This window comes from Arachnia sp. (assembly GCF_057238465.1).
Genome location: NZ_DBHHFZ010000007.1, coordinates 101,537 through 115,473 on the forward strand (window position 1 = coordinate 101,537; position 13,937 = coordinate 115,473).

Below are 13,937 nucleotides of genomic sequence, written 5' to 3' on the forward strand. Positions count from 1 at the left end.
CGGGGTGACTGCGGGTGCTCACACGCTGGTTTCGCATCAGTCGACCTGGTGGACGAGCAGGGCCACGGGCAGGCGGTCGAGGATGTCGGCCAGAGGTGTGGCGCCGCCCGGGTATTCGCGCCCGGTCAGAACGTCGCGGAACCTCAGGCTGGGCAGCACCAGTTCGGCGTCGCCCCAGCCCTCCTCGTGCAGTCCCGACTGCACCCGCGTGGCGACCGTGATGGCCACCGGGGTTTCCGAATCCCGGTATCCGCGTTCGAACACCACTGCGTGGCCGGTGTTCAACGACACCGACCGGTACTCGGCGTCCGGGCCGCGGAACGCCTCCGGGTGGTCGCGGCGCAGCAGCAGCGCCCGCGACGTCACCAGGAGCTTCTCCGCGTCCAGGTCGGCGGGCGGGTTCATGTCCAGTGCCGTCAGCACCCCGGAGCGGCGGTAGTAGTCGACGGGGCGGCGGTTGTCCGGATCCACCAGCGACAGGTCCACCACCTCGCAGCCCTGGTACAGGTCCGGGACCCCGGGCATGGTGAGCTGGATCAGTTTCTGCCCCAGGATGTTGGCGCGCACCGAGGGGAAGGTCAGCTCCGTGAACGCCTCCAGCGCGGCTCCCACCTCCGGGGTGGTGAGGCATGCGGTCGCGAACTCGATGACGGCCGACTCGTAGTCCTCGTCGGGGGAGGTCCAGCTGGTGTGGAGTTTCGATTCCCGCATGGCCTTGGTCAGGTACTTCGTGAGGCGGTCGGCGGAGATCGTCTCGGCGCCCGCCGCCGTGCCGGGCAGTGTCCAGGTGGCCGCGAGGGTCTGCCACAGGAACAGTTCCGTGCCGCCGTCGAGCAGCGCGGGACGCAGCTCGGAGGTGGCGGCCCGCAGCTCACTGACGCACTGCTCCCACTCGCGCGGGTACTCGGTGAGAACCGCCAGCCGGGCGCGCACGTCCTCGCTGCGTTTCGTGTCGTGGGTGGACAGGGTTGTCATGCTGGTGGGCCAGTCGGCGGCCAGGGTGCGGCAGAAACCGTGGAAGTCGTCCTGGTTGATGCCGATGATGTTCGGGTCGGAACCGACCTCGTTGACGCCGATGAACCGGTTCCACCGATAGAAGGCCGTGTCCTCCTTCGACTTGGCCATCACCGGTCCGCATGTCTGGGCGAAACGGACCATGAACTCGGCCCGCAGGTCCGATGGGTTGTGGGCGCGACCCGGCAGCTGGTTGAGGATCTTCGACGGCGCGGGCAGCGTCACCGCGCCACCCATGTCGGTCTCCCCGGTTTCACCGAGGGCCAGCGCCACGACGAAGTCGAGGGCGTCCAGTTCGTCGGTCGAGAGGTATTCCCTGGCCTTCGTTGCGGCCTCGACGATGATCTCCCGCTCCGATTCCGGGGGCACCCGGCCCGGTTCGACGTAGGCGCGGTAGCGGCTGAACTGGTACAGCAGCTCGCGGATGGCGTGGTTGAGCTGGCGGCGGGTGTGGTCGCGCAGCCGGATGTCGTCTTCGCAGATGGCCATCGCGATGTTGACCAGGCGGTTCAGCTCCGTGAACAACGACTCCTTGACGACGGTGCGTTTGGCGTTGAGCACGGTGGAGGCGAACCCCTCGCCGGACCCGGACATGCGCTCCCACAGGTCGGTGAGTCTCGGGACGCTGCCGGGGACGTGGAACAGGCCCGCGACCCGCAGCAGCGAGTCGTAGCCGGTGGTTCCCGCGCACTCGAAATCGGCGGGGAGGGTCTCGTCGTATTCGAGGATCTTCTCCGCCACCACCCAGCAGCCGCCCGTGGCGCGCTGCAGATCCGCGAGGTACTGGCGGGGATTGGCCAGGCCGTCGATGTGGTCGATGCGGAAACCGTCGATGAGCCCCTCGTTGTGGAGCTGAATCAGTTTGCTGTGGGTGGCCTCGAAGATGGCAGGGTCCTCGACGCGGATGGCCGCCAGGGTGTCGACGTCGAAGAAGCGGCGGTAGTTCAACTCCTCGCTGCCGATCCGCCAGTAGGCCAGGCGGTACCACTGCCTTTCCAGCAGTTCCTCGAGGGGAAGGTCCTCGGTGCCCGGCCGGACGGGGAAGACCTGGTCGTAGTAGGCGACCACGGGCTGCTCCTCGCCGTTGATGACATCCGTGGTGAAGCTGATGTGTTCCAACTCCCGGCCGATCCGGTTGCCGAGCACCGGCATCAGGATGGCCTGGGAGTCCGTCATGTCGAGATCGAACCATTCCGCATACGCCGATTCGGGGCCGCGCCGCAGCACGTCCCACAGCGCGTGGTTGTGCCAGATCGGGGTGGGGACCGCCATGTGATTGGGCACCACGTCAACGACGACGCCGATGCCCTGTTCGTGGGCGGCCTGCGACAGCCTCCGGAAGGCCTCCTCCCCACCGCACTCCTCGGAGATACGGGAGTGATCCACGACGTCGTAGCCGTGGGTGGAACCGGGGGAGGCCTGCAGGATCGGGGAGCAGAACAGGTGCGTGACACCCAGCGCATGCAGGTAGGGCATCCACGCCGCGGCGTCGTCGAAGGTGAAACCGCCGTGCAGCTGCATCCGGTAGGTCGAGTTCGGTACGGTCCTGTTGGTCTCCACCCCTTCACTCTACGCAAGGCCTACGACACGGTACCGGCCCGCCGGGCTCTTCGGGCCCGGTCCGTGCACGCCAGGAAGCGTGGTCGTGGAGCCGGTCGAGACGGGAGGCAGCGAATGGGCGGTCAGGTCCAGGCGGCCTACAACGCCTTCCCCAGCTGGCGTTTTGGCCCGTTGGTCGTCTACAGGTCGGCACGGTGCACCTGGCCCAAGTCAGGTTATTGGTGTCCAGCGTAGCGCCAGCTACCACCGGCGGAGATCTTGTCAAGTTTCTTGATGTTCATGTGGAGCAGCTCGCGGAGGCGTGCAGCGCTCCAGTTAGTTGATAGCGATGCTGAGGGTTAAGATCAAGTTTGTTTCTGGGTGGTTTTCGCATCGCTCGTCTGCTGCTGAGATGTATAGTTTTATTCTTTCTTTGCGTGCCCATCTGGTGGTTGCTGGCTTGGGGGTTGGTTTGGTTTCTGTCCAGTTTTCTTGCTCGGCGGTTGTCATGATTCTTTGTACTGCTTCTTCTGGGGGGAGTGTTGTTGTGAAGCAGCGGGTGATGGATGGTGGGGGTGGTTTCCAGGTTCCGTCCGCGGATTCTTCGGTGCCCAGGAATTCGATACCGTCCCAGGTTGCTGTGTAGAGGGGGTCTTGCCGGAGTCTGTTCTTTTGCAAGGCCTCGGCTGAGCATCCGGTGAGGAGGAGGCATGCGATCAGGATGAGGGTGACGGCGGTGGTTTTGGTTCGGTGGTGCATGGGTGTCCCCGAGGATTCGCGGGATTGAGAAACGGGGTCATTGTGTGGTGCCCGACCGCGGGTCGGGCACCGCACAATGAGGATTTCAGCTACCGGTCTTGGGCAGTCCGGGGCGTAGTGGTGGGGTGGTGCTCCGGCTGGGTGGCTGGGTGGGTGTTGGTTGTTGGGTCGGGTTGGGAGGTGTCGGTGCCGTGGTCGGAGCCGGTGGGGGTTCCTGAGTCGGATGTTGGGTTGGTTCTCCAGTTGGGCTCTGCGTCGGCCCAGTGGTTGGTGTGGTTGGCGGTCGGGTTGGATTCTGAGTGGGGGTCGGCGAGGAGGACGGGATTCCGGTCGGGGCCGGTGTCGGGCTTACCGATGGGGTTGGGCTTGCTGAACCGGTGGGTGCGGGGGTTGGGGTGATCACCGTCGGGTTTGCCGTCGGGGTTGGGGTGCCCGGGGTGGGTGGTGGCCCCTCGAAGACGCCGGGTTGGCGTTCTGTTGGGATTCCGTGGGTGTCGTCGCAGGCGTCGCCGATGCCGTCGCCGTCGTAGTCGGTTTGGCCGTAGTTGTAGACGGTGGGGCAGTTGTCGGTGTCGTCGGGGACACCGTCGCCGTCAATGCTGACATCGACTCTGGTGGTGGCCATCGAGGTGGCGCCGGTCGAATCAGTTACCCGCACCCCTACCAGGCCGGAATAGGCTGCATCCCAGGCGTGCTCAAGGGTTGGGGTGGTTGTTGATGTCTCGAAATCACCGTCCCCGTTGAGGTCCCACTCGTAGCCGGTGATGTCGCCGTTCTTCGAGTAGGAACCACGGGCGTCCAGGCTCAGAGGCGCGCCGATGGCGCGGTTGTAGGGGCCGTCGAGCCAGGCGAAGGGTTTGTTGTTGGCCTTCTCCACGGCGGCGGCGATCGCCTCGGGGGCTGTTTGGGGGTTGTTGACCTTCACGATCTGCCCGCCGGTGCGTGTGGCGAGGTCGGCGAGTTCCGGGGTTTCGAGCCAGCCGTTGGTGTCGAACGCGTAGACCTCCACCGGATCCAGCTCGTAGGACTTCTTCTCCACATCGGCTTTCGTGTAGCCGGTGCGTTGTTCAGGATCGACGGGAGGGGCGTCTGCTATCAGAACTGTTCTCTTCTGGGCTCCCGGTCGCCAGTCAAGTCTTGTGAATGCTTCCATCATGGCGGAGTACACTCCTTCCTCATTGTCGCCCCCTGGAGTAGGTATGATTTCGCCGAGGGTGGTCTGGATGGCAGAAGGGTCGGAGGTGAATTTCGATCTTACGACCGGCATGTCGCCTCCGTACCAGACCTGAAAACCGGAAACCGGGAAGCCTGAATAGGTGACCAGTGCAAAGCGTGTGTTGCTGTTGTATTTGGTGAAGGAATCCATGGCGTCCTTCACTTTTTGTCGGGTGGCCTGCGGGTTGTCGAGCATCCCTCCCGAGGTATCAAGAATTATGGCCACGTCCACTGGGGCCTGTGACGTGCTCGCCTCGCGTGTGAAACTGGCCGGGTCCACGGTGTTGTTCAGGGCATCGCTCATTTTCTGATGGCCGATCTTGTTCGGGTGATACCACTCCATCGCGTCGAATGAGAGAGAGGCCTCGGTTTTCCCGGAATCTCCGAGATGGCCTTCGGTTTCCCAGAACTCATTGAGCCACCGGTAATCATTCTTGAGCATGGTGCTGGGATGTGTTTCGTGCCCCTCGAAGTCGGAACGGAGAGAAGAAACGTAGTGCACCGTGTGGCGGCTGCCGTCATTGTTCGCGTTCCAGTCATGAACCAACTGCTCCTGAACTGCGGTCAGTTTATTCACAAGTTCGCGAACTCTGTTGGCCGTGGGGTAACTGTAGAATTCGTTGCACCTCCCTGATGCTGAAGAATCCCATTCGATGCATTTAGACAGCAGGAAATTCTGGTGCTCGATACTGAGATGTGGATACCCCATGAGGACTATCTGAGCATGCTTGTCCGGCAGGCGGGCCTCTAGTCGGTTCAGGACGCTCTCGGTGTTTGCTCTCAGGTCCCCGCTCTGAACAAAAGCCTCGGCAGACTCCACGCTCTCTTTGCATTTCTCCGGGCTCTGGGTGAAGAGCACGAAGCAATTTATTGCAATATTCCCGAAGGAATTCTTGTCATTTCCGCCCATGCTGAGCATGACCAGATCGCTGTCGATGGGAATGTTGTCTATTTGACCTGATTTGATCGCATCGGTTGTTGCTCCGGAGAATGCCAGATTGTGGAAGACCGTTGCGATGCCCCTGTCCCGAAGCGAGTTGACGTAGTGATGAGCCCAGTTGTTCCGGCTCCGGTAAGTTTTTTCGGGGCCTTTGTCGTAGTAGTCGCCCGCGCCATTCCCTGCCGAGAAGGAATCCCCCAGCAGGGTCACCACAGCAACCTTTCCATCGTTGGCTGGTGGATCCGCGCTGACCGGGTGCGCACTCATGAAGTTGACACACAAAGCGAGTGCCATGGCCAGCAGTAAGATTTTCTTCTTGGTGGTTGTTTTCTTCACGATTTTCTCCTGACTTACCCGAATGTGAGGGTTAGGGTGAAGTTTGCGGCCGGGTATTGTTCGCACCTAGCAAGAATTGTTGACAGAATAATCTCTATTCCTCCCTCTGAGGTGTTCTTGCTTATGATTCGAACTTTGGGGCCATTGGCGTATTCGTTGTTCCAGCCATTTTGTTTGGCAGTTGTGAGTATGCGGTCGAATGCTTCTTCAAGGGGAAGGTCTGTTGCGAAGCAACGGGTCATCGATGTTGGGGGTGGTTTGGGGCCGTCGTCCTCGCTTTCCTTGGAGCCCAGGAATTCGATGCCGTCCCAGGTGGCGGAGGCCATGGGGTCGTTGCGTATGAGGTCTCGTTGTCTGGCGCGTGCTGAGCAGCCGGTCAGGAGCAGACAGGCGCACAGGACCAAGGCGGTGACCGTCGCCGTGATTCGGTGGTGCATCTTTGCCTTCCGGGTGGGGTGCTGCTGACACTACCCGGGGTGGTCCTCCGGTTGTAGGAGTTCGGGAAAAATCTCTAGGGGGTGGGGGTGGTGTCATGGGGTTGGATCGTGTGGATTGGTCACTGTCGAAGCCGCATCCTGATGTGATGCGGGGGTGGCTGTGGCCTTGATGTGGCGGTTTCGCAGATGTGTCTGTCATGTCGCGTTCACTTTGGCTGCTGACGTGAAGGAACGTCTTCACCTCGTCCTTGGGGCCTCGTGGGGGCGGGGGCCGGCGAGAGCACGGGTGGGCTGGCTCGTGTGCTTTCCTGACCCGGGGAGCGTCCGGATTGCTGTGCGTCGGCTCTGTCCCAAGTGCCATCGTCGAAGGGTGTGGGTAGATGTCCCTGAGCGGCCCTGGGGCGGTTCAACTTCACGTGAAGTGCACGGAGCGTCTACTCGTTGCTTCCGCCACGTGACCTCGCGGGTTGCTTTCTGCGCGATCTCTTCCTGGGTTATCCGAAGGTGATGGTTAGAGCCAGATTGGTCTCGGGGTGTTGCTCGCAGCGTATGATTGCTGTTGATACGAAAAGAGTCATTCCTCCTTCACTGCTTCCCTTGGTTGCTGCTCGGGTCGTTCTTGATCCGATGAGATCATCTTTCCGCCAGCCGTTTTGTTTGGCGGTTGCAAAAATGCGTTCGTGCGCATCCTCTAGAGGAATCGTCATATTGAAACAGCGGGTCATGGCGACCGGTGGTGGTTTGGGGTCGTCGTCCTCAGTTTCCTTGGAGCCCAGGAATTCGATGCCGTCCCAGGTGGCGGAGGCCATGGGGTCGTTGCGTATGAGGTCTCGTTGTCTGGCGCGGGCCGAGCAGCCGGTCAGGAGCAGACAGGCACACAGGACCAAGGCGGTGACCGTCGCCGTGGTTCGGTGGTGCATCTTTGCCTCCCGGGTGTGGTGATGCTGACACTACCTGGGAGGACCCTCCGGGTGGAGGAGTTCGGGAAAAATTTCTCCAGAGGGTGAGGACGGGGTTTCGACTCAGGTCGCTCGTTCTTCGTGCTCCGGCTCAACCGGTTTCGGGAAGGGGCGCGATCGACTTTCAGCCCTGCGACTGCTGGTCCTTCCACCAGGTCAGCAGCAGGGCGCGGGCCTCGTCCTCGGGGAGGGGGCCGTGGTCCATGCGGTGGTTCAGGAGGAACTTGTACGCCTTCCCGACATCCGGGCCCGGTTTGATGCCCAGGATCTCCATGATCTGCGCTCCGTCGAGGTCCGGGCGGATGGCCTTGATCTCCTCCTGCGCGGCCAGCTCGTCGATGCGCCACTCCAGTTCCTCGTAGTTGCGACGCAGCCGGGTGGCCTTGTTGCGGTTGCGGGTGGTGCAGTCGGCGCGGGTGAGGATGTGGAGGCGTTCCAACTCGTCGCCGGCGTCACGCACGTAGCGGCGCACCGCCGAGTCGCTCCAGGAGGCCTCGCCGTAGCCGTGGAACCGCAGGTGCAACTCCACGAGCTTCGCCACCGACTTCACCGTCGCCGTCGGGTACTTCAACGCCTTGAGACGCTTGGTCACCAGCTTCGCGCCCACCACGTCGTGATGGTGGAAGGTCACCTTCGAGCCCTCGAAACGGCGGGTGGCGGGTTTGCCGATGTCGTGCAGCAGAGCGGCCAGCCGGTTGACGATGTCGGGTTGGTGGCCGCGGGCCTTCTCCAGTTCGATGGCCTGCTCCAGCACGGTCAGCGAGTGCGCGTAGACGTCCTTGTGGCGCATGTGCTCGTCGCGTTCCAGGCGCAGCGCCGGCAGCTCCGGCAGGAAATGCTCGGCCAGGCCGGTGCGCACCAGGAGATCCAGGCCCTCGCGGGGGGAATCGGTGAGCAGTAGCCCCGTCAACTCGGCCTGCACGCGTTCCGCGGAGACGATGGTGATGCGTTCGGCCATCTCCCGCATCGCGTCCTGGACCTCCGGCGCCACCCGGAACCCCAGCCTCGACGCGAACCGCGCTGCCCGCATCATGCGCAACGGATCGTCTCCGAAGGACACCTCCGCCGGGGCGGGGGTGCGCAGCACGCCGTCGGCGAGGTCACGCAACCCACCCCACGGGTCGACGAACTCACCTGCCACGACGTCCACGGCCATGGCGTTGACGGTGAAGTCACGGCGGACGAGGTCCTCCTCGATCCGCTCCCCGAAGGCGACCACCGGCTTGCGGGAGCCGGGTTCGTAGGCGTCGGCGCGGAAAGTGGTGACCTCGATCTGCCACTCCTTGCCGTCCTCCTTCTTCACGGCGCCGATGGTCCCGAAGTCGCGGCCGATGTCCCAGGTGGCGGGGGTGAAGTCGCGGAGGATGGCGTGGGTCTCGTCGGGGCGTGCCGAGGTGGTGAAATCCAGGTCTTGCCCGAGCCCGCCCAGCATCGCATCACGCACCGAACCGCCGACGAGGTACAGCCGGTGCCCCGCCGCATCGAAGCGGGAACCGAGGTCGCCTATCACCTTCGAGATGCGGAGCAACTCGGAGACGGCGTTGCGCTGGGCTTGGGTGAGGTCTGGCACGGGCGAAAAGTCTACGCGGGAGCGGGGGCTGAGGACATCCATGTCAGTTGTGGTCCTGCTGGCATCGTCGAGTTGCCCGCCCCGGCGGGCTGTCAGCGTGCAGCTCTCGCCTGCCGCTCGCCAAGGAGTTGGCGAGGTGTTCTCTAAAATCTATACAGTAACAGCTGTACTGGTAGTATTTCTGCTGAGGTGATCGTGATGACTGCGGACATGCTCCCGGATCGGGTGACATACGGTGATCTGCCATGCCGCGGCGTGACGCGGCACGTTCTCGAACGTTTCGTGGCCGAGGGAAGTTTCGAGCGCATCGCGCCGGGAGTCTTCCTCCGTTCGGGACTGACCGATGACACAACGGCAGCGTGGATCGCGGCCGCGGTGAAAAAACCGGGGGCGACGCTGTGTCTACTGTCCGCTCTTGCGCTGCACGATCTCACGGATGAGATTCCCTCTCGAAGTGACATTGCTGTTCCTCGTGGAGTGATGCCGCCCAAAATCGATTTCGCCTCGATTCGCTGGCATCGCTTCGACCCCGCAAGCTTCGAGGTTGGCCGCCTCCGGTATCGACTTCCCGGTGACGTCAGCATTGGGCTCTACTCGCCGGAAAGAACCATCATCGATCTCTTCCGCCTGCGCCACGACTGGGGAAGCGACGTGGCGATCGACGCTTTGAAGCGATGGCTCAGGCAACCCGGCAGCAGCCCAGCGGCTCTGCTGGCCATGGCGAAGCACTTCCCACGAGTTGTGGCAGGGATCCGGCACGTATTGGAGATTCTCCTATGACGCCAAGCCCACAGGCGGGGACGCCAGCCGGGGATGTTGTCCTTGCGATTCAGCGACTGGCCCGGACCTCGGGTGCAGATGTCCAGGAATTGATGATCCTCCACTGCCTTGAAGGGCTGCTGGCTCGCATTGCCGCGTCTGGGTACCGCCGTGATTTCGTGCTCAAGGGCGGAGTGCTTCTGGCGGCCTTTGCCATACGTCGGCCCACCAAGGACATCGATCTACGAGCCACGAACATCAACAATGATGTCAGCGATGTGGCGGCCCGGATCGCCGCCATCACCGAGCTGGACCTCCTGGATGGAGTCAGGTTCGATCCTGCGAGTGTCAAAGCCACCGTCATTCGTGACGGTAGCGAGTATGCAGGAGTCCGCATCAAACTCGTTGCTCATTTGGGACGAGCCCGGCTGACCATCGGGGTCGACGTGAACTTCGGTGATCCGATATTGCCCGACCCCGAGCTGATCGAAATCCCGAGGATCGTGTCGCTCGGGCAACCTCCGGTAGTGATTCTCGGCTACCCACTCACCATGGTGCTTGCGGAGAAGATCGTCACCGCGATCGATCGAGGGACCGCCAACACGCGTTGGCGAGACTTTGCCGACATTTATGCGCTGGCTCGCCTGCACACCGTTGCCGCAGCGGATTTGCGTTCAAGCCTGGAGACGGTCGCAGATCACCGAAGAGTCTCGCTGCAACCGCTGATGCCGGCGCTGTCGGAGATGCCTGACTTCGCTCAATCCAAGTGGAGGGCCTGGCGGCGGCGGACCGGCCAGGAGGCTGGTCTGCCTGAACGGTTCGCCGAGGTTCTGGCAGCGGTTGCTGGTTTTGCCGACCCGGTGCTCCACGAATCGGCGGCAGGGCGATGGCAGCCAGGGCTGTGGAGATGGGAGACGGCCAAGCCGTGAGAACGCGGGGGCGGCGGCGGTTTGGCGCGAGGCGATCCGCGGCACAATCTCGGTGGTCGCGCGACGCGGATCCCTCGCACCGACAATAATAACAACACGCCCCCCTTACGGAAATGAGTGAGGGTGGGTTACGCTCAATCGTCCATGCCCGAGTTGCTGGAGAGGTGAACATGAGCGCGAAGCCACACGATGCCGGGGTAAAAGGAGGACGGTCGGGTCCGGAAGCCGGGCGGATGCAGGGACACTGGCTCCTGGCGAAGCTGGGCAAACGCATCCTCAGGCCCGGCGGGCGCGCCCTCACCGTGAAACTGCTGGAGCGGGCAAAACCCGCCGGCGGCGATGACATCGTGGAGCTCGGCCCCGGCGTCGGCGCCACCGCCGAGGTGCTGCTGCGCGCCAACCCGAGGTCCTACCGGGGCGTCGACCCCAACCCGGAGGGCCGCGACGCCGTCAAGAACATCCTGAAGAAACATCCCCGGGCCGACTACGTCGTCGCCGACGCCCGCGAAACGGGACTCGACGACACCTCGGCCGACCTCGTCGTCGGCGAGGCGATGCTCACCATCCAGGACGACGCGGGCAAGAACGCGATCATCGCGGAGGCCGCGCGGCTGCTGCGTCCCGGGGGCCGCTACGCCATCCACGAAATGGCGTGGCTGCCCGACCACACCGAAGAGGAACGCGAAACCGCCCGCAAAGAACTCTCCCGCATCATCAAGGTCGGTGCCCGGCCCCTGACCCTGGAAGGCTGGACGGAACTGCTCGCAGCCCACGGGTTCGAAGCCGAATGGCACGACCGCGCCCCCCTCCACCTCCTCGAACCCCGGCGCATCGTCTCCGACGAGGGCCTGTGGGGTGCGCTGCGGTTCTGGAACAACGCCCGCCGCCTCCCCGGCGCCCGCGACCGGCTAAAGGCGATGCGGCAGGGATTCCAGCTCCAGGGAAAACTGATGGGCGGTATCGTCATCCTCGCCCGCAAACCCGGCGCGGAGAGCACCCGATGACCACCGACCTCGTCCTCGACGACGTCACCCTGGTGCGCGGCGGCAACACCCTCGTCGACGGTCTCAGCCTGGTGGTCGCGCCCGGACGGACCCTCGCCGTGACGGGAGCCTCCGGGGCGGGGAAAACCACGCTGCTGAAGGCCATCTCGGGTCTCAGCCCCTGCGATCGCGGGTCGGTGACGCAACCCGAGGGGCGGTTGGCGCAGGTGTTCCAGGAACCCCGGCTGCTGCCCTGGTACAGCGCCCACCGCAACGTCGCCCTGGTGGTCGGCGGCGAAACCCCGGATCTGGTCGCCCAGCATTGGCTGGGCCGCGTCGACCTCCAGCAGGCCACCCACCTGTATCCCCGGCAGCTGTCGGGTGGCATGCGGCAGCGGGTCGCGATCGCGCGGGCCATGGCCACCAGCCCCACCCTGCTGCTCGTCGACGAACCCTTCTCCGCCCTCGACAAACCCCTCGCCACGGCCCTGCGAACCGACCTCGTGCAGTTGCTCGCGGAACAGGAGGTCGTGACGGTGTGGGTCACCCACGACCCCGAGGAGGCCGACGACGTCTCCCACCTCCACCTTCACCTCGACGGGCCGCCCGGCACCTGGCGGCTCACCACCGACACCGGAGAACCCGCCCCCGATCCCGAAGAACCCACCCCCCACAAGGAGAAATCATGAAACGTCGATCCCTGTTCACCCTCACCGGACTCGGCCTGCTCGGCACCGCGGGCCTGGCGGCCTGCTCCGGCGGCCAGCCGGCGGGGGAGGGCTCAACGTCCGCCTCGAAACTGGAAACCCTGCGCGTCCACGTCCCCACCACCCTCGCGTTCATGGCCCCCATGGCCTCCTTCGGAACATTCGGCAAACTCGACGGCCTCGTCGGGAACACCGACGTGCAGAACTGGGCCAGCGTCGACGTGATGAAGTCGCTGGTCGTGGGCGGTGAGACCGACCTGGTGGCCACCCCCTCCTACGCGGCGGCGAACCTGTTCAACAAGGGCCTTCCCATCCGGCTGGTCGCGATGACCGTGTGGGGGATGCTCTACATCCTCGGCCCGGAAGGATCGTCGGCGCAGGGCATCGAGGGGCTGAAGGGCAAGAAGGTGGGCGTCCCGCTGCCCAACAACATGCCCGACCTGGTCTTCCGCTACCTGATGACCCAGAGCGGCATCCCCCTCGAAGGTGGGGCCGAGGGCATCGAGGTCGTGCCCTACGACCAGGCCCCGGAGCTCGTGAAGGCCCTCATGGCCGGGCAGGTGGAATACGCGGTGCTGCTCGAGCACGTCGCCACCGTCGCGCAGAACCAGGCCAAACAGGCCGGCAAGAACCTGGACCGCACCGCCAACCTGCAGGAGGTGTGGGCCAAGGTCACCGGCGGCCAGGCGCGTTTCCCGATGGCCGGCGTGGTGATGCCCCAGAAACTCGTCGACTCCAACCAGGCGCTCGTCGCCGGTGTGCTCAACGAGCTGGAGGAGGCGGTCGCGAAGGTCAACGCCCTCGACGAGAAGGCGGTTGCGGCGATCACCGCGAAGACCGAGGTGCCGGAGGCCGTGGTCAAGAACGTGATCCCGCGGCTCCAGCTCGAAATGGTCCCGGCGCAGAAGGCCAAGGCCGAGCTGGAGGACTTCTACACGCGCCTGACCACTCTCAGCCCCGACATCGTCGGGGGCAAGATGCCCGCCGACGACTTCTACCTGGCCGACCCCAGGTGAACCCAGCCGGCGAGAACGAGGCGCCGCGCTGGCGGGTCGTGCTGCTGTGGTGGGTGGGGCTCGCCCTGGTGCTGTTGGCCTGGGAGGCGGCGTCGTGGAGCCAGCCCCGCTACGTCCTGCCCGGGCCCGGCGCCACCTGGGAGGCGCTGCTGGGGCTGATCCGAGACGAGGAACTCGGCACCGGGGTGCTGCTCACCCTCCAGCGGGCGCTGGGCGGGTTGGGGATCGCCTGCCTGATCGGATTGCCCTGGGGTTGGGCGGCCGGCACCTGGCGGCCCGTCGAGGAACTGACCGCGTCCTGGACACAGCTGCTGATGGCCATCCCGCCGATCGTGATCGTCGTGGTCGGGATGCTGTGGCTGGGCCCCAGCCCGTCGGTGGTGCTGCTGGTGGTCGCGCTGGTGACGATGCCGCTGCTGGTGACGACCCTGCGCGACGCCGTCACCAACGTCGACCCCGACCTGCTGGAGATGGCGCGGCTGTTCCGCTTCGGCCTGTGGGGCACGGTGCAGCGGGTGATCATCCCGGCCGTGGTGCCGCCGGTGCTGTCGGCGGTGACCGTCGCGGTGGGGCAGTCGATCCGGTTGACGGTGATGGCCGAGCTGCTCAGCACCACCACCGGCATGGGCGCGGAGGTGCAGCAGGCCCGCACCAACCTGGAGACCGCCGATGTGTTCGCCCTGTCGGCGGTGATGGCCGTCCTCACCCTGGGGCTGGAACTGCTGTTCCTGCGACCCCTGAGGAACCGCCTGGCCCGGTACCGGTGATCCGGTC

Annotated in this window: 11 protein-coding genes; 6 read left to right on the forward strand and 5 right to left on the reverse strand. The window is 64.5% G+C overall.

Annotation, left to right across the window (positions count from 1 at the left end; translation table 11 throughout):
• Positions 1 to 36: 36 nt before the first annotated feature.
• From treY to ACO6D6_RS08900, 5 genes are all read right to left on the reverse strand, one after another.
• Complete coding sequence (gene treY / locus ACO6D6_RS08880) at positions 37 to 2,574, reverse strand: malto-oligosyltrehalose synthase (RefSeq protein WP_484784901.1); 2,538 nt, start codon at positions 2,572 to 2,574, stop codon at positions 37 to 39.
• Between the two features lie 823 nt (positions 2,575 to 3,397).
• Entirely contained in the window at positions 3,398 to 5,803 is a 2,406-nt protein-coding gene (locus tag ACO6D6_RS08885) for a GDSL-type esterase/lipase family protein (protein ID WP_484784902.1), read from the reverse strand.
• 14 nt (positions 5,804 to 5,817) lie between these two features.
• On the reverse strand, positions 5,818 to 6,129 hold the full coding sequence (locus ACO6D6_RS08890) for a hypothetical protein (RefSeq protein WP_484784903.1): 312 nt from the start codon (positions 6,127 to 6,129) through the stop codon (positions 5,818 to 5,820).
• A gap of 605 nt (positions 6,130 to 6,734) precedes the next feature.
• Complete coding sequence (locus ACO6D6_RS08895; protein WP_484784904.1) at positions 6,735 to 7,160, reverse strand: hypothetical protein; 426 nt, start codon at positions 7,158 to 7,160, stop codon at positions 6,735 to 6,737.
• Positions 7,161 to 7,323: 163 nt separating this feature from the next.
• A complete protein-coding gene (locus tag ACO6D6_RS08900; protein WP_484784905.1) occupies positions 7,324 to 8,811 on the reverse strand; it encodes a CCA tRNA nucleotidyltransferase in 1,488 nt (495 codons plus the stop codon).
• A 156-nt stretch (positions 8,812 to 8,967) separates the two neighbouring features.
• On the opposite strand from ACO6D6_RS08900, the gene ACO6D6_RS08905 reads away from it, so the two are divergent.
• From ACO6D6_RS08905 to ACO6D6_RS08930, 6 genes are all read left to right on the forward strand, one after another.
• Positions 8,968 to 9,549: a type IV toxin-antitoxin system AbiEi family antitoxin domain-containing protein gene (locus ACO6D6_RS08905; RefSeq protein ID WP_484784975.1), complete on the forward strand. Its 582-nt coding sequence runs from the start codon at positions 8,968 to 8,970 to the stop codon at positions 9,547 to 9,549.
• Between the two features lie 92 nt (positions 9,550 to 9,641).
• A complete protein-coding gene (locus tag ACO6D6_RS08910; protein WP_484784906.1) occupies positions 9,642 to 10,457 on the forward strand; it encodes a nucleotidyl transferase AbiEii/AbiGii toxin family protein in 816 nt (271 codons plus the stop codon).
• A gap of 170 nt (positions 10,458 to 10,627) precedes the next feature.
• Positions 10,628 to 11,461, forward strand: a complete 834-nt coding sequence (locus ACO6D6_RS08915) for a class I SAM-dependent methyltransferase (protein WP_484784907.1) — start codon at positions 10,628 to 10,630, stop codon at positions 11,459 to 11,461.
• Complete coding sequence (locus tag ACO6D6_RS08920; RefSeq protein ID WP_484784908.1) at positions 11,458 to 12,129, forward strand: ABC transporter ATP-binding protein; 672 nt, start codon at positions 11,458 to 11,460, stop codon at positions 12,127 to 12,129. The genes ACO6D6_RS08915 and ACO6D6_RS08920 overlap by 4 nt, the downstream gene beginning before the upstream one ends.
• Positions 12,126 to 13,163 carry an ABC transporter substrate-binding protein gene (locus ACO6D6_RS08925; RefSeq protein WP_484784909.1) on the forward strand — a complete coding sequence of 346 codons (1,038 nt, stop codon included), beginning with the start codon at positions 12,126 to 12,128 and terminating at the stop codon, positions 13,161 to 13,163. Before ACO6D6_RS08920 ends, ACO6D6_RS08925 begins: the two co-directional genes overlap by 4 nt.
• Positions 13,160 to 13,930, forward strand: coding sequence for an ABC transporter permease (locus ACO6D6_RS08930; protein ID WP_484784910.1), 771 nt, complete (start codon positions 13,160 to 13,162; stop codon positions 13,928 to 13,930). The genes ACO6D6_RS08925 and ACO6D6_RS08930 overlap by 4 nt, the downstream gene beginning before the upstream one ends.
• Positions 13,931 to 13,937: the final 7 nt, after the last annotated feature.